Genomic DNA, 16,533 nt, shown 5'->3' on the forward strand with positions numbered 1-16,533 from the left:
CTCGGTGTCATTGACCTTGCCACGCCGCCCGCCCCGGCCGGAGACACGTCACCTTCTCGGTGCCGCGGCCCGGTGCGGGGACTCATCCCCTGAGGGTAGAGGCAGGCGCGCCCCGGGCCCCCGTCAGGACCTCTCGTCGTCGGCGCGGAGGAACTCATCGATCTCCTCGCACAGCGGGGCCTGGGCCGGGCCGCTGCGGGCCACGGCGTGGGCGGCGGCCGCGTTGGCTCGCCTGGCCGCCTCGACGACGTCGAGCCCGCCCAGGAGGCCGGCGACCAGGACACCGGTGTGCGTGTCTCCCGCTCCCGTCGTGTCCACGACCTCACGCACGAAACCGGGTACCTCGATCGGCTCACCGCCCACCGGGTGGAGAACACAGCCGTTCACGCCGGTTCGGTGGACGATCAGTGCTTCAGGGCAGGCCTGCCGGATGGCACCGGTGCCGCCCAGTCGCTTCTCGAGGCGCCCCATCTCCAGGTCGTTCCCGGTCAGTATCGTTGCCCTCCTCAGCAGCGGAAGGAGCACCTGGTCGGGGATGTCGGGCTGCACCGGGCCGAGGTCGATCACGAGCCCGACGCCGTCGGGGATCGACAGGAGCCAGTCGGTCAGGATGCCACGGCTCGTGTAGTGGGCCAGGTCGTAACCCGTGGCGTAGACCCAGTCCCCGGCCCTGAGGTCGATGCTCTCGAGATCCTCACGCTGAGGCTCGCCCTCAACACCCGCGGTGGTGATGAAGGTGCGTCGGCCGGAGGGCTCGATGAGCGTCGTGCAGGTGCCGATGTCCCCGACGAGCTCCTCGACGAGCAGCTCCACCCGGTCCAGCCGCATCGACTCGCGCACCCGCGCGGAGTTGGGTCCGGTTCCCAGGGTGGCGGCCAGGGCCGTGGGAACACCCTGCCGGGCTGCGGCCGAGACCACGGTGTACCCGCCACCGACGACCGGACCCGACGACGCCCCGGTGATCGCCCCTCCCGGCGTCGGCACACTGCTGACGTGGAGGGGGATGTCAATGAGGATGGATCCGGTGGATATGAAGCACGCGGGCCGGAAGAGAGTCATGCAGTAAGCGCCCTCCCGCTATGCCTCGATGACGACCGGGACGATCATGGGACGGCGCCTGAGGCGGCGCCCGATCCAGCGCCCCAGGGTGCGGCGCATGACCTGCTGGAGGGAGTAGGCGTCCGCCTTCCCGGTCTCCAGCGCAGCCGACAGGGCCTCAGTCACATCGGGAAGGATCTCCTCGAAGACCGAGTCGTCCTCCGCCACGCCCCGCGCCTGGATGTGGGGGCCGGCCAGGATCGTGCCGGTCGTGGTCTCCACCACGGCGTAGACCGAGACGAAGCCCTCCTCCGCCAGGATGCGGCGGTCCTTGAGCTCGGCCTCGTCGATCTCCCCCACCGAGGAGCCGTCGACGTAGATGTAGCCGCAGGGCACCTGGCCGGCGATACGGGCCACTCCCCCCTCCAGGTCGACGGCCACGCCGTCCTCGCACAGCATGACCCGTTCCGGGGCGATTCCCGTCTTGACGGCGAGCCCACCATTGGCCACCAGATGACGAATCTCACCGTGAATGGGCATGACGTTGCGGGGCTGGACGATGTTGTAGACGTGGAGCAGCTCCTCGGAGGAGGCGTGCCCGGAGACGTGGACCTTGGCGTTGCCCTGGTGGACCACGCGTGCCCCCAGCCTCATGAGCTGGTTGATGACCCGGAAGACGGAGTTCTCGTTGCCGGGGATGAGGGAGGAGGCGAAGATGACGGTGTCCCCGGGCTCGATGGTGACGCTGCGGTGCTCGGAGTGGGCCATCCGGGACAGGGCCGCCATGGGCTCTCCCTGAGAGCCGGTGACCATGAGGACTCTCTCGTGCGGGGGCAGCGAGGTGATGTCCCGGGCATCGATGAGGACGCCGGCGGGGACCTTGAGGTAGCCGCGCTCGGCGGCGATCCCCATGTTGCGCACCATGGAGCGCCCCACGAGGGCGACCCGCCTGTCGTGCAGGGCGGCGGCGTCGAGGACCTGCTGGACCCGGTGGACGTGGCTGGCGAAGGAGGCCACGACGATCTGCCCGTCGGAGTCGGCGAAGACGTTGTCCAGGACCTGGCCGATCTCGCCCTCATGGCCCACCATGCCCGGGACCTCGGCGTTGGTGGAGTCAACGCAGAACAGGTCCACGCCCTCCTCACCGAAACGGGCGAAGGAGCGCAGGTCCGTGATGCGCCCGTCGATGGGCAGGGAGTCCATCTTGAAGTCACCGGTGGCCAGCACGTTGCCGGCATCGGTGCGGATCATGACGGCCATGGCGTCGGGGATGGAGTGGTTGACGGCCACGAACTCCAGGTCGAAGGGGCCGTAGGAGACCTCCTCGTGCTCGATGACCTGGCGCAGCACCGGGCGGATACGGTGCTCCTTGAGCTTGGCCTCCACGAAGGCCAGCGTGAGCTCGCTTCCCACCAGGGGGATGTCGTCACGCAGGCGCAGCAGGTAGGGCACACCCCCGATGTGGTCCTCGTGCCCGTGAGTCAGCACCAGGGCGACGACGTCGTCGATGCGGTGCTCGATGGAGGAGAAGTCGGGAAGGATGAGGTCGACGCCCGGCTGGTCCTCCTCGGGGAAGAGCACACCGCAGTCAACGATGAGCAGCTTGCCGCCCAGCTCGAAGACGGTCATGTTGCGGCCGACCTCGCCCAGGCCCCCCAGGGGAGTGATGCGCATGGCGCCATCAGCGAGGGGGCCGGGGGTCTTCAGCGCGGGAAAGTTCGTCACGCGGGCATCCTACCGAGGATGTCTCGGATATCGATTGATACGGCGCGAGGCAGTTCGACGCCGTCGTGGTTCTGCAACGTTCCGACGGCGAGTTCAGGGGCTTACCGGGTTCGCTCTACGATATGCCGGTGACGACCACGAGCCTGCCGGATGACGGAGCCAGGGACACCGCTCCCTCTTCGTCAACCGAGTCACAGCCGAGTCCCGCTCCTCGTGAGAGCCGGCGAGGCCTCCTGGGAAGAGCCGCCCTGGCAACGACGGCGGGCGTGCTCGGCGCGGGCGCCGGCGCAGGAGCCACTCACTGGCGGGAGACCCACCTCTCCCCCACCGCCAGAACCGCCCCTCGCCCGGCGGGCCCCGGCAGCGCGCTCAGTACGCGAGTGGTCTTCCAGACCGACGGGAAGTCCGGAAAGCTGGCGCTGACCTTCGACGACGGGCCGGACCCCCGTTGGACTCCACGGGTGCTCGACATGCTGGCGAGGTTGCACGTGCGGGCCACCTTCTTCGTTCTGGGCTCCGCGGTGCAGGCCCATCCCGAGCTGATCGCGCGACAGGTCGCCGAAGGACACGAGGTCGGGGTCCATAACTGGGTGCACACAGACGTCTACGGCGTGAGCTTCTCCGAGCTGAGCGACTCGGTGGACCGCACGTGTGAGGCGATCGAGGCGGCAGGCGCCCCGTCTCCGCGCCTGTGGCGGCCTCCCTACGGCCGGGTTGACGCGCCGGCCATGATGGTTGCCTCGCTCAAGAGGATGGACCTGCTGCTGTGGAGCGTTCACACGCCAACGGCGGCGGCCGCCGACGCTGTCAAGGACGTTGCCGGCGCCGGGTCGGTGGTGCTGTGCCACGACGGGCGCACGCAACCCTCCGAGGGCCTGTTCTCCGCCCTGGAAGGAGGTCTGCGCTCACTGCTGGAGCGAGGGCTCACGGTCACGACGGGTAGCGACCTGCTGGCCTCCGCCTGATGGACCACTGAAGAACCCTCACCCGCATGAGCGCGGTTCACCGCGGCGGCATGGGGCGAGCAGATGGGCGAGTACACAAGGCGCCCGCTCCACCGTGCGGTGGAGCGGGCGCCTGTTCCTCGTACCCCCAGCCGGATTCGAACCGGCGCCGCCGCCGTGAGAGGGCGGTGTCCTAGGCCACTAAACGATGGGGGCAGGCTATGGAGTTGTGAACCAGCAGACCTAATCGGACTGCTTGATCCGTACCCCCAGCCGGATTCGAACCGGCGCCGCCGCCGTGAGAGGGCGGTGTCCTAGGCCACTAAACGATGGGGGCTTATGACAGTCCGAATACCGAAACCGGTAACCGGACCCTCGTACCCCCAGCCGGATTCGAACCGGCGCCGCCGCCGTGAGAGGGCGGTGTCCTAGGCCACTAAACGATGGGGGCCACAGATCATGAGATCCGCTGGGGTACCAGGACTCGAACCTAGAATAACTGAACCAGAATCAGTCGTGTTGCCAATTACACCATACCCCAAAGGGCTTCACCCCGGAACGGATCACGTCCGAGGCAGCGGGCAGTAATCTACACGCCCACCCTCAGCCCATCAAATCGCCAGGAGGTGAAGACCGACACACAACGGACGTCTCGGGATCGTCCCCCTCCATCCTCCCACTCGCCGCCTCACAGGCCCCTGGCAGCCGGCACCGCAGCCCCTCCTGAGTGCTCACAACCAAGCGGAGCTCCAGAGGCATCCCCTACACTCCCATCTAGTTCCTGCTCACCCCACCCTCCTGGAAGGCCTTATGCCCATCCACCCTCAGCGCCACCAGGCATGTCGCGGCCCGCGCAGCAACCGCCTCCTCACCCTTGGACTGACCCTGACCGCAGCACTTGCACTGAGTGCCTGCGGGCCGGCCCACAAGGGGCAGCTGACCGTCGAACCTGCGAACGCCTCCGCCGAGGCCAGTACCTCCGCCCCGGAACCATCCGAGACGCCGAGCCCAACGCCGTCGGCAACAACCTGGACGGCCCCGAACGTCACGATCTCCAACGACACCACCGGCACGTGGCACCGACAGGACGACATACTCAAACAGCCGACCAACACATCATCAGAAATCAGCCAGGCCTACAATTTCGACGCAGAAGGCTGCCTGGCCATCATCTTCTACAAAGCGAACCACTCAATCTACGACGAAAGAAAAATAGGTGGAGACAACACCACCTCCTCCGCCAAGATTCAGGAGACGATGCCGAACCACAGCTCTTTCGCGATGACCTCAGGGCCGACTTCCGTCAGCGCCGTACGAGACGACAATGGAACACTCCCCGGATACGAGATCGGCTACACGGCCACCGTCAAGTACGCCAGTGGCTCGACGGGCGACGTGGCTGGATATCGTTTCTTCCGCCAGATCAGCGATCAGGGTGTCACCCTGGAAATCTTCCTGGAGTGCTCCCCGGACAAGCTCGCCTCCGCCGACACATGGCACCAGTTCCTGTTCTCGACACGAGTGTCGGGACTCGATGCTGGGGCCATGAAGTAGAAGGGCTCCGACACCGATCCACTGCGTCCATCCCTCCTTCCTCACCACCAGGAGAGCCGCATTGCCTCACCCAGCACCGCACCACCACCAGATGCTCCTTACCCGTACCCCCTCCAGAGCTCGTCGCCTGGCCCTGGGGATGTGCCTCGCAGCCAGTCTGGCGCTGAGCGCCTGCGGCCCCGCCCACCAGGGACAGCTGAGCGTCGAGCCCGCCGGCGCCTCCGCCGAGGCCAGCCCCTCCGACTCGGAACCATCCGAGACACCGAGCCCGACGTCGTCGAAGACGCCGTCCGCCACCCCCTCTGCAGCCGCCACGTGGTCTCGACCGTCAGTCACCTTCACCAACGAAGATACATCCGTCTGGTCCCGAAACGACGATCTGGCCAACACCGATAAGAACTCCGATTCTGTCCACATCGAGGGATACCAGTTCACCAACGGGCAGGTCTGTCAGGGGTACATCAGCCAATACGTCTCGGAAAAATATTTCACGCCCCACCCCATCGATGGGCTGCAGTCGATGACTGACGTATCGATTAAGACTGACGACTACACAACCTATCAGACCACCAGCACCCCTTCGCCTGTCGAAGCAGTGCGCGACGACAACGGAACGATTCCCGGTTACGAGGTGGGATTCAGCGGTAACGTCAACTTCTCTAACTCCCCGAATACACCTGTCGTGGGATATCGTTTTAGCAGGACCGTCGGAAAAGAGGGATACGTCCTGAATGTTGCACTTGTGTGCCAAACGGATACACCGGCCTCTTTAGAGCAGTGGCACACAATTCTCGCCGGTATCCGAGTCCAGGGAATCGACGCCGGAGCCATGTAATCGGCCGGCGCGGCCCGCAGAAGAGCGGGACGGCTGGTGCGGTCCTGTACTCAGCTCCGCACTCACTGAGCCGGTGGGGCCGGGACGCACGCGCTAGCGCTGCGTCCCGGCCCCACCGGCTCAGTTCATCGTGCAGTCACCTCACCCGAGCCGGACCCGAAGAGTCTTCAGCCTGGCCAGGGTGGAGCTGCTTCCGAGGATCTCCATGGACTCGAACAAGGGCGGAGAGACCTGTCGCCCGGTCACCGCGACACGCAACGGGCCGTAAGCCAGACGCGGTTTGATCCCCTCGCCGTCGGGCATGCCCCGCCCCTCGACGATGGCGGTCTTGAGGGCCTCCTCCAGATGGTCCTTGTCCCACTGCTCAGGATTGAGCCCCTCCAGGGCGCTGATGCCCGCATCCAGCACGTCTCCGGCCGATGCCTTGAGCTTGGACAGAGCCTTGTCGTCGACGACGAGATCGTCGTCGGACACGAAGAGGAAGCCGAGCATGTCGCGGCTCTCTCGCAGCAGCTGGATCCGCGTCTGAATAAGGGGGGCCGCCGCGTTGAGGATCTCCTGCTCGCGCGCCGTGAGCTTGTCGAAGGCCTCCGCTGAGACCAGTGGCACCTGAGCGGTCTCACCGGTCGGGTCGGGGTAGGCATCGGCGAGGTAGGGCACCAGCCGGTCCCGGAAGTCGATCTCTCCCAGCGCACGCACCTGCTCGGCGTTGATGGCTTCGCACTTCTTGGGGTCGAAGCGGGCCGGGTTGGGGTTGACGTCATGGACGTCGAAGGCCTCGATCATCTCCGCGGCTGAGAAGACGTCGCGGTCCGCGCTCAGTGACCACCCCAGGAGGGCCAGGTAGTTGAGGAGACCCTCGGGGATCATGCCGCGGTAGCGGTGGATGAGGAGGTTGGACTGGGGGTCCCGCTTGGACAGCTTCCGGTTGCCCTCCCCCATGACGTAGGGCAGGTGCCCGAACTCTGGAATGACCTGAGCCCGACCGATGTCCATGAGGGCCCGATAGAGGACCACCTGCCGCGGGGTGGAGGACAGCAGGTCCTCACCGCGCAGAACGTGGGTGACGCCCATCGCGGCGTCGTCAACGGGGTTGACCAGGGTGTAGAGGGGCTCACCGCCTGCGCGCACGACGACGTAGTCCGGCACGCTGCCGGCCTTGAAGGTGATGGGGCCGCGGACCAAGTCGGTGAAGGTGATGTCCTCATCCGGCATCCGCATCCGCAGGACGGGCAGGCGACCCTCGGCGCGGAAGGCGTCCTTCTGCTCCTGGGTCAGATCGCGGTCGAAGCCGTCGTAGCCGAGCTTGGGGTCCTCGCCACGCTCACGGTGGCGCGCCTCGATCTCCTCGGGGGTGGAGAAGGACTCGTACAGGTAGTCGGCAGCCAGCAGCTCGGCGGCCACCTCCTTGTACAGGTCCATGCGCTGGGACTGGCGGTAGGGCTCATGAGGGCCCCCCTTGCCCACGCCCTCGTCCCAGTCCAGGCCCAGCCAGGTCAGGGAGTCCAGGATGGCGTCGAAGGACTCCTCGGAGTCTCGGGCGGCGTCGGTGTCCTCGATCCGGAAGACGAAGGTTCCGCCGGTGTGGCGGGCGTAAGCCCAGTTGAACAGGCAGGTGCGCACCATGCCCACGTGAGGGGTTCCCGTAGGTGAGGGGCAGAAACGTACGCGCACGGACGATGAGCCCTGCTCCGGGATACCGGAGGTGCTGGTGGGCTCAGGACGGAAGGCGGATGAGTGATCACTGAGTTCAGGCATGATGGGGCCAGGATAGTCCCCTCTGACGCCACCCAGGGAACAGGTCGGGCCCCTCGGGCGGGCCCCCGCCACGCCGGCCGCCGCCGGCACCGTGAACGCTCCAGCTGTCAGAACCAGCAACCCAGGCCCCTGTGGCAAGGTGCCCAGCAAGCACCGCCCTCCTGGCAACGACGGCCTTTCTTTCCATCAACATGTTCTGCCGACCATGCGTTTCCCAGAATTCATCATCCGACACGGAGACACTATGAGGGGGTCCCTCACCTGAAGTATTCGACCTTGACCCCACGAGATGGGGATCTCACCCCATCGCTCTGCGCACTCAGACGAATTAACGTGGCACCCGTGAGATCATGATGTCGCCGCTAGGAAGTTCTCGCGGCTCCCACCAGTGGTGATGACATCCCCAGCCCGTTCGGGAAGACTCCCGACTCATCGTTCCTTGGAGGCCTCATGTCCCCGTCCCCTCATCCCGCAGCACGTTCCGCCAGCCGCCGCCGATCATCACTCAAACTCCCCCTTGTCGCCGGCCTCAGCCTTGCTTTGGCCCTCCCGGCTCTCGCGGCGTGCCAGGACGAGTCCGGCCCCGCGCGTCCCAGTGCCTCCAGCAGTGCGTCATCATCCGCCAAAAAATCGGACAAGACTGCAGAACCATCGGAAAAGCCCTCCAAGGGAGGTAAGAACAGCAACGTCGAGTACGTTCCTTCGTGGGAGTTCCCGCAGTCTCACTCCGGGTGGAACGTGACCACCTACGACACCGACGGCAAGAACAGGATGGAAAAGTCGAACGGTTGCGTGTTCTCCGCGACGCAGAACCTGTACGAACCGAGCGGTGAGGGTGATCGCGCCGAGTCGGACTATCAGGCTGAGGCCTTTATCGCCGCCTATCAGAAGCCGGAATTCACGAATGTCTCCTTCGAGCCCACCAAGGACGATTCCACCCTGGTCAAGGACACCGATGGTCACCCCATCGAGACCAGGCGGCTGGACTTCACGTACACCGGCACACAAGACAACAAGGACTACAAGATCACCAGGGTCATCCGTGTATTCAGCACGGTGGGCAGACCCGTCATGCTCCAGGCGGCGTACGCCTGCCCTGTTGATGCCTACTCCGCCAGTGAGATGGAGACGCTGTTCAAGGCCACACCGATCAGTAATCCCGGTCCGACAGACATGGATGAGGGCACATCTGACAACGGAACCGGCAAGGGCTCCAAGAGCGAGGACAAGAAGAGCGGATCCGAGGACAAGAAGAGCGACGAGAAGGGCTCAGGAAGCTCGCCCAAGGACACCTGATCGACTCTCCCTCGGCTCACCATGAGCCGATGAGTAACGCCGGTACCTACCGGCATGGGTGGGGTTCTCGGAACATGTCTCGAGAACCCCACCCGTCGTCGTCTTCGGGGCGAGGACTCCGGCTCCGCGGGGCCAGACGTGTCGCCTCAGCGGCGAACCACTGGGTTGGAGAAGGAGCCGATGCCCTCGACCTCGACCTCGACGCGCTGACCGGCTCGGATCTCGCCGACTCCCGCCGGCGTGCCGGTGAGAATGACGTCGCCGGGCAGGAGGGTGAAGATCGTCGATACGTAGGCGACCAGCTCGGGAATCGATCGGATCATGTCAGTGGTCCGTCCCTCCTGGACGAGGCGGCCGTCGACCCGGGCGCGCACCACCGCGTCTCCGGGTGAGAAGAGCGGCTCGCGGCCGGGCTCGGGGACCTCGATCCACGGCCCCAGGGGGCAGGAGGTGTCGAAGGCTTTGGCCCGCACCCACTGCGGCTCGGCGCGCTGGCGGTCTCGGGCCGAGACGTCATTGGCCACCGTATAACCCAGGATGACGTCGTCGGCATGGTCCGCGGGAACGTCCTTGGCGAGGGTCTTGATGACGACGGCGAGCTCAGCCTCGTAGTGGACCTCCTCGCTCCAGGTGGGCAGAACGATGGGAGCATCGGGGCCGATGACGGAGGTGTTGGGCTTGAGGAAGACGACCGGGTCGCGCGGCGGCTCGTCCTCCCCCATCTCGGCGATGTGGCCCGCGTAGTTCTTCCCGATCCCCACGACCTTGGAGCGCGGGATGACCGGCGACAGGAGCCGGGCCTCACGCAGCTCGACGACCTCCCCAGTGGCTTCGGGCAGGGAGTAGAGGGGGTCTCCCTTGAGGACCAGGAGGTGCCCCTCGGACTCGCCCGAGGCGACCTCATGCTCGGGTAGGCCCTGAACGATGCCGTAGCGGGGCTCGTCACCGGTGGAGAAGCGCGCGATCTTCATGGGCCTCAGCCTAGCGCTGTTGGGCTCAGCTGCCCGAGGCCTCCTCGAGCGCGGCGCGACGCTCCGTGATGGCGGCGTGGGCGGCGCCGTCGGCGGCCCAGATGTCTCCGGGGAGTGTGCCGGGCAGGTAGGGGTTGTCGGTGGCGATGAAGCGGATCTCGTCCTTCTCGCCGGCCTCGACGGCGCGGCGCTGGGCCTCCCAGTCGCGCAGGGCTCCGAAGGCCCAGCCTCCCAGGGCGAGGATGGAGACCATGTTGATGACGGTCATCGCCCCCATGACGAGGTCGGACAGGTTCCACACGAAGGTGAGGGTGGACAGGGAGCCGACGGCGGTGGCCACGATGATCATGGCCCGCAGGGCGTAGTGCTTGTGCTGCTTGCCCTGGAGGTAGTCCATGTTGACCTGGGCGTAGGTGTAGTTTCCCAGGAGCGAGGAGTAGGCGAAGACGAAGATGATGACGGCCATGAGGTATTGCGCCCAGCCACCGAGGACGTTGGTGACCGATGCCGAGGTCAGGGTGTTGGCGGCGCCATTGGCAACCTCCGGGGCGGATTGAGCGGCCACCGGGTCGTAGACCCCGGAGAGCAGGACGATGAGGGCGGTGACAGTGCAGACCACGATCGTGTCGACGAAGACGCCCAGGGACTGCACGAATCCCTGCTGGACAGGGTGGGGGACGGTGGCGGTGGCTGCGATGTTGGGGACCGATCCCTCACCGGCCTCGTTGGAGAACAGGCCTCGGCGGGTGCCGTTGAGAAGTGCGGCGGTGAATCCCCCGGCGGTCCCGGCGAAGGCCTGGTCGACTCCGAAGGCGCCCTCGAAGATGGAGAGGATCGCTCCCGGGATCGCGGTGACGTGCAGCACCAGGATGGCCACGGCGATGAGGGCGTAGACCACCGTCATGATCGGCACGAGCCACTCCGAGACGGCAGCGACCGACTTGATGCCCTTGAAGATGATCGGCGTGGTGATGACGACCAGAGCAACGGCGGTCATCCACGGCTCGACGTGGAAGGTGCTCTCCATCGTGGCGGCGATCGTGTTGGCCTGGGTGGCCTCGTAGGCGAAGCCGAAGACGAAGGTGATGACGACGGCGAAGAGCTTGGCGGCGGGCTTGGAGCCCAGGCCGCGCTGGATGTAGTAGGCCGGGCCGCCGCGGAAGGTGCCGTCGGGGTGGGTGACCTTGTAGAGCTGGGCGAGGGTGGCCTCGATGAATCCGGTGGCCATGCCCACCAGCGCCACGATCCACATCCAGAACACGGCACCGGGGCCACCCATGGTGATGGCGATGGCCACACCCACGATGTTGCCGGTGCCCACGCGGGAGGCCAGCCCGACGGCGAAGGCCTGGAAGGAGGAGATCCCGCCCTCCTTGCTGTCACGGGAGGAGGTGATGGCCCGCACCATGTAGGGGAAGAGCCGCAGCTGCACGAATCCGGTCCGCATGGTGAAGTACAGGCCCCCCAGCACGAGCAGCCAGGCGAGCAGGTAGAGGAACAGGTGCCCGGCGGCGTCATCGAGGATCTTGGCGCCATCGTTGAAGAAGCGCTCCAAGGATGCGGTCCAGCCGTTGCCTGCGCTGGATGCCGCACTGGTCAGGGAAGCCAGAACCGGTTGCACGTGAGATCCTCCGTAGGGGTGGGACGACGGCGCGGGCGAGGTGGGCGTCGGGCGCGCGAACCAGCACGGGAGCGGTCCGGGATACACGTCCTGCCCACGTCCCCCTCCTTCGGGAGGGAGGGCACCGTATTCGCGAAGGCTACGGATACAGTGTTTCGATTCGGTGACGGCCCTGTGGCATCGCTGCCGCACGTGCGCGAGGCGCGTGGTGCGTTGTGCGCGACACCGCCCATCTACCGCTCGCCTGCCCCCTCCCAGGCGCCTTCCGGCAGAGGCGCCGGAAGGTACTCGGAGTCCCTGCGGAAGACCGACTTGTCGCCCTCCGCCGTTGACGTGCCCCGCCTGGCCTCCCAGTCCCTGAGCGCTCCGACGACCCATCGGCTCAGGAGCACCAGCGCCACGAGGTTGATGATGGCGCCCAGCCCCAGGAGCACGTCCGCCAGGGTCCACACGGTGGTCAGCTGCTGCACGCTGCCGATGCCGGCGCAGATGACAGCGCCGATCTGCAGCGCACGCGCGACCCAGGGACGATCGGTGAGGTAGTCGAGACAGACCTGGGCGTAGGAGAAGGCCCCGATGATGGTGGTGTAGGCCAGGACGACGACGAGCAGCGCCATGGGCCAGCGGCTCCACTCCCCCACGAGATGGGCGATGGCGTCCTGGGTCAGGGTTCCGGCACTGTCCTTGGCACTCGCCCCGGGCTGGAGGACGTCCGCGCCGGCGACCAGGATCGCCAGCGCCGTCGCGGTGCAGACGAACAGGGTGTCCACCACGACCCCGAAGGCCTGGATGAATCCCTGCTGGACGGGGTGGCTCACGGTGGCCGAGCCCGCGGCGCAGGCGGCCCCTCCGAGTCCCGCCTCATTGGAGAACAGGCCGCGGCGCACGCCGTTGAGCAGCGCGGCGGTCACCCCGCCGGCCAGGCCGCCCAGCCCCTGGCGCAGGCCGACGGCCCCCTCGATGATGGACCACAGCGCCTCCCACGCCTGGACGGGGTGGGTCAGGAGGATGGCCAGAACCAGCACCAGGTAGGCCAGCGCCATGAACGGGGCCAGGTACTCCGCCACGCGGGCCATGGCGCGCAGGCCTCCCAGGAGGACCGGCGCGGTCAGGGCCACGACGAGGACGGCTCCCAGACTCGGTGAGAGCCCTCCGGCCCCCTGAAGGGAGGCGGTGATGGCGTTGGCCTGCACCATGGGCATGACCAGGCCGTTGGCAATGAGGAAGACGACGGCGAACACCCCGCCCAGGATCGGCAGCCCCAGTCCTCGTGAGATGTAGTAGGCGGGACCACCGCGGAAGGTGCCGTCGGGGCGACGCACCTTGAACAGCTGGGCGAGCGTGGCCTCGCTGAAGGCGGTGGCGGTTCCCAGGATCGCCACGAGCCACATCCACAGCACGGCTCCGGGGCCGCCCAGGATGAGTGCCAGGGCGACCCCGACGATGTTTCCGGTCCCCACCCGACAGGCCAGTCCGACGGCGAAGGCCTGGAAGGAGGTGATGCCGCCGTGGCTCCCGTCGCGGGAGCCGACCACTGAGGCGGCGATCGCGTCGGTGTGCCGCAACTGGACAGCCCCAGTTCTCACGGTGAAGAAGATGCCCGCCCCGATGAGGAGCCACATGAGGCCCCAGGAGTAGAGCATGTCGGAGAAGGAGGCCAGGGCGGCGTCGACCTGGCCCATCCATGAGATGCGCCCCAGAGGTGGCATGGTGATCAGCCCCGCTTCGCCACGTCGTCGGGCTCCCAGATACCGGGGACCACGTCTCCGGGCAGCAGGGAGTTGCCGTGCCCCACGAAGGCGGGCTCGGTGATGCCCCGGGCACGCTGGGACTCGAAGTCCCGCAGGGCTCCGATGACCCAGGGGGCCAGACGGACGATGACGACGAGGTTGAGCACGCCCAGCAGTCCCAGGGCGATGTCGGTCAGGGCCCAGACGATGGGCAGCGTCAGGACGGTGCCACCGAAGGCCGCCGCGGTCAGGACGATCCCGAAGACCTGTTCGGCCCGGCGCTCTCCGCCCAGGAAGTTGACGTTGACCTGGGCGTAGGAGTAGCAGCCCAGCACCGTGGAGAAGACCAGGACGAAGATGAGCACCACCATGGGCCAGGTGGTCCAGGCGCCCAGATGCTCGGCAACGGCCTGCTGGGTGAGAATCGCGCCGACCAGGGAGTCGTCTCCAGGATGGTAGGTGTCGGTGGCCAGCAGGATGAGCAGACCGGTGGCCGTGCACACGAGGATCGTGTCGACGAAGACGCCGAAGGACTGGATGAGCCCCTGACGCACGGGATGGGCGACGGTCGCGGTGCCGGCAGCATTGGGGACGGTTCCGAGCCCGGCCTCGTTGGAGAACAGACCGCGGCGCACACCGTTGAGCAGCGCTGCGAGGACTCCTCCAGCGGTGCCGAAGAAGGCCTGGTTGACGCCGAAGGCCCCTTCAAAGATGCTCACAAGGACCTCGAGAAGCTTGTCCGCGTTAAGGACGATGACCACCACGGCCATGAGCACGTAGGCCAGCGCCATGACGGGAGCGAGCCACTCCGCGACGCGGGCCACGAGCCGGACTCCCCCCAGGACCACCGGCGCGGTCAGTAGAACGAGGAAGACCCCGACCATCCAGCCCGAGACGCTGGGGACGGTGGCGGTGATGACCTCGGCCAGCGAGTTGGTCTGCACCATGACCACTGTGACGCCGACCGAGACGATGCACATGGCGGCGAAGACCTTGCCCCACAGAGCCGATCCCAGGCCGTTCTTGATGTAGTAGGCGGGGCCCCCACGGAAGGTGAAGTCCCGGCCGCGCTCCTTGAAGATCTGGGCGAGCGTGGACTCCACGAAGCTGGTGGCCATGCCGATGAGGGCGACGACCCACATCCAGAACAGGGCGCCGGGGCCGCCGGCCACAATGGCCAGGGCCACTCCAGCGATGTTGCCGATGCCGACGCGCGCGGCCAGCCCCACGGCGAAGGCCTGGAAGGAGGAGATACCGCCCTGCGCACCGGATCGGGACCCGGACAGCGAGTTGACCATGGTGCCGAAGTGGCGCAGCTGAACCAGGTGGGTGCGAGTGGTCAGGTAGATGCCGACCAGGATGAGCAGGGCGGCAAGAAGGTAGGTGTAGAAGAAGTCGTCGACGACCTTGAGCAGGTTCTCGATACCGGTGAGGTTCATGCGTCGGCTCCTGTCGAGGCGGCGGGCTGGCTGCTGGCCGGGGTGGCTGCGGGAACGCCGTCGTCGGCGGTGCCGCCCGCCTCGGCCAAGTGGGTCCTCTCGCCGGTCCAGACATCACCGGGGAGGTCACCGGGCAGGTAGGGGTTGCCCACGCCGCTGAACAGGGGCGCGACTCGTCCCGCCGCGCGCTGAGCGTCCCAGTCCCTGAGTGCCCCCACTCCCCAGCGAGCGAGCCAGATGAGGGCGACCAGGTTGGTCAGGGTCATGACGGCCATGGTGATGTCGACGGTGTTCCACACGACGGTCAGAGAGGCGAGCGCCCCCAGCCCGGTCGAGACCACCGAGACGAGCCGGGGCAGCCACCGCCACTCGGGCCGCTCGGAGATGAAGGTCATGGAGACCTCGGAGTAGGTGGCCGCGGCGATGATGGATGAGAAGGCCAGGACGAAGATGACGATGGCCATGGGAATGGCCGTCCAGCTGCCGAGGGTGGCGGCGACAGCGTCGGAGGTCAAGGTTGCCGCGGCATCGGGGGTCAGCGTGCCGGCCTTGACGAGGGCGGGGCTGTAGACCCCGGAGACCAGGATGATGAAGGCGGTCGCGGTGCACACGACGATGGTGTCGACGAACACGCCGAGGGACTGGATGAGGCCCTGCTGGACGGGGTGGGCCACGGTGGCGGTGGCGGCAGCGAAGGGGGCGGTGCCCTGCCCGGCCTCGTTGGAGAACAGGCCGCGGCGGGTCCCGTTGGTCAGAGCGGCGATGATGCCCCCTGTCATCCCTCCGGCGAAGGGCACCGGGCCGAAGGCCGAGAAGACGATCGTGACCAGCAGCCCCGGGAGCTGAGTGATGTGGAGAGCGACGATGACAACGGCCATGACGACGTAGACCAGGGCCATGATCGGCGCCATCCACTCGGTGACGCGGGCGACCCGGCGTACTCCGCCCAGGATGACCAGGGCGGACAGCCCCACCAGCACCGCGGCGGCGGCGCTCGGGGGCAGGTGCAGCGGGGAGTCAGGGCCGATGACCCCGGCGACGGCGTTGGACTGGACCATGATGATGGAGAAGCCGCAGGTGAAGATCGTCAGTCCCGCGAAGGCGACACCCAGGGGGCGGCTGCGCATCCCGCGTGCCATGTAGTAGGCGGGCCCGCCGCGGAAGGAGCCGTCGGTGTGGCGGACCTTGAACATCTGGGCCAGGGTCGCCTCGAAGAAGGCGGTGGCCATCCCGACCAGGGCGACCACCCACATCCAAAAGATCGCACCGGGGCCGCCCAGGATGAGGGCGGCGGCCACTCCGAAGACATTGCCGATGCCCACGCGGGCGGCCAGGGAGATCGTGAAGGCCTGGAAGGAGGAGATCCCCCCCTGAGCACCCGAACGCGACCCGGCCACCTGGCGGAACATGTCCGGCAGGCGGCGGAGCTGCACGAAGCCGGTGCGGGCGGTCAGCAGGATCCCGGTACCGACGAGCACCCACATGGTGATGTGGAGCGTGATCCAGTCCGAGACCGCCGCGAGCTGAGCAGCGAGGACATCCATGGGAGATTCAGCCTTTCACGGTGTCACGACAGGTGGGGACGGCCCGCATGCTCTCATGAATCGCCGCCCGGGACATAG

General features: G+C 67.0%; 12 protein-coding genes and 4 tRNA genes. 4 read left to right on the forward strand and 12 right to left on the reverse strand.

All coding sequences use genetic code 11. The annotated features are described in order from the left end of the window. Positions 1-123 precede the first annotated feature (123 nt). A complete protein-coding gene (locus tag AB7V09_RS05540; RefSeq protein ID WP_009405995.1) occupies positions 124-1,059 on the reverse strand; it encodes a PfkB family carbohydrate kinase in 936 nt (311 codons plus the stop codon). 18 nt (positions 1,060-1,077) lie between these two features. After that, positions 1,078-2,712: a ribonuclease J gene (locus tag AB7V09_RS05545; RefSeq protein ID WP_075378268.1), complete on the reverse strand. Its 1,635-nt coding sequence runs from the start codon at positions 2,710-2,712 to the stop codon at positions 1,078-1,080. Positions 2,713-2,885: 173 nt separating this feature from the next. On the opposite strand from AB7V09_RS05545, the gene AB7V09_RS05550 reads away from it, so the two are divergent. Beyond that, the gene (locus tag AB7V09_RS05550) at positions 2,886-3,728 is read left to right on the forward strand and encodes a polysaccharide deacetylase family protein (protein ID WP_419143176.1); all 843 of its coding nucleotides are present in this window, start codon (positions 2,886-2,888) and stop codon (positions 3,726-3,728) included. Between the two features lie 122 nt (positions 3,729-3,850). Here AB7V09_RS05550 and AB7V09_RS05555 read toward each other — a convergent pair. From AB7V09_RS05555 to AB7V09_RS05570, 4 genes are all read right to left on the reverse strand, one after another. Further along, positions 3,851-3,923, reverse strand: a tRNA-Glu gene (locus AB7V09_RS05555). A 48-nt stretch (positions 3,924-3,971) separates the two neighbouring features. Next, positions 3,972-4,044: transfer RNA gene (locus AB7V09_RS05560), tRNA-Glu, on the reverse strand. A gap of 41 nt (positions 4,045-4,085) precedes the next feature. Next, positions 4,086-4,158, reverse strand: a tRNA-Glu gene (locus AB7V09_RS05565). 18 nt (positions 4,159-4,176) lie between these two features. Then, positions 4,177-4,248 (reverse strand) — tRNA-Gln (locus AB7V09_RS05570). A gap of 269 nt (positions 4,249-4,517) precedes the next feature. Between AB7V09_RS05570 and AB7V09_RS05575 the strand changes: the two genes are divergently transcribed. Beyond that, the gene (locus tag AB7V09_RS05575) at positions 4,518-5,261 is read left to right on the forward strand and encodes a hypothetical protein (protein ID WP_419143177.1); all 744 of its coding nucleotides are present in this window, start codon (positions 4,518-4,520) and stop codon (positions 5,259-5,261) included. Positions 5,262-5,400: 139 nt separating this feature from the next. Next, positions 5,401-6,096 (forward strand): serine/arginine repetitive matrix protein 1, encoded by a 696-nt coding sequence (locus AB7V09_RS05580; protein ID WP_419143178.1) that lies wholly within the window; start codon positions 5,401-5,403, stop codon positions 6,094-6,096. A 141-nt stretch (positions 6,097-6,237) separates the two neighbouring features. On the opposite strand, the gene gltX is transcribed toward AB7V09_RS05580, so the two are convergent. Next, on the reverse strand, positions 6,238-7,854 hold the full coding sequence (gltX, locus tag AB7V09_RS05585) for a glutamate--tRNA ligase (RefSeq protein WP_419143179.1): 1,617 nt from the start codon (positions 7,852-7,854) through the stop codon (positions 6,238-6,240). A 738-nt stretch (positions 7,855-8,592) separates the two neighbouring features. On the opposite strand from gltX, the gene AB7V09_RS05590 reads away from it, so the two are divergent. Then, complete coding sequence (locus tag AB7V09_RS05590; protein WP_314158438.1) at positions 8,593-9,150, forward strand: hypothetical protein; 558 nt, start codon at positions 8,593-8,595, stop codon at positions 9,148-9,150. Positions 9,151-9,296: 146 nt separating this feature from the next. Here the strand turns inward: AB7V09_RS05590 and AB7V09_RS05595 are convergent, their stop codons facing one another. The 5 genes from AB7V09_RS05595 to AB7V09_RS05615 form a co-directional block, all read right to left on the reverse strand. Beyond that, complete coding sequence (locus tag AB7V09_RS05595; RefSeq protein WP_314158439.1) at positions 9,297-10,121, reverse strand: fumarylacetoacetate hydrolase family protein; 825 nt, start codon at positions 10,119-10,121, stop codon at positions 9,297-9,299. 25 nt (positions 10,122-10,146) lie between these two features. Then, positions 10,147-11,742 (reverse strand): alanine/glycine:cation symporter family protein, encoded by a 1,596-nt coding sequence (locus AB7V09_RS05600; RefSeq protein WP_419143180.1) that lies wholly within the window; start codon positions 11,740-11,742, stop codon positions 10,147-10,149. 233 nt (positions 11,743-11,975) lie between these two features. Then, complete coding sequence (locus AB7V09_RS05605; RefSeq protein WP_419143181.1) at positions 11,976-13,451, reverse strand: alanine/glycine:cation symporter family protein; 1,476 nt, start codon at positions 13,449-13,451, stop codon at positions 11,976-11,978. A gap of 5 nt (positions 13,452-13,456) precedes the next feature. Beyond that, positions 13,457-14,911: an alanine/glycine:cation symporter family protein gene (locus tag AB7V09_RS05610; protein WP_314920591.1), complete on the reverse strand. Its 1,455-nt coding sequence runs from the start codon at positions 14,909-14,911 to the stop codon at positions 13,457-13,459. Further along, positions 14,908-16,455, reverse strand: a complete 1,548-nt coding sequence (locus AB7V09_RS05615) for an alanine/glycine:cation symporter family protein (RefSeq protein WP_419143182.1) — start codon at positions 16,453-16,455, stop codon at positions 14,908-14,910. The genes AB7V09_RS05610 and AB7V09_RS05615 overlap by 4 nt, the downstream gene beginning before the upstream one ends. Positions 16,456-16,533 lie beyond the last annotated feature (78 nt).

It is taken from the genome of Actinomyces sp. SKVG-SVH-4(1) (genome assembly GCF_048514265.1).
In the GTDB taxonomy this organism is placed as follows: domain Bacteria; phylum Actinomycetota; class Actinomycetes; order Actinomycetales; family Actinomycetaceae; genus Actinomyces; species Actinomyces oris.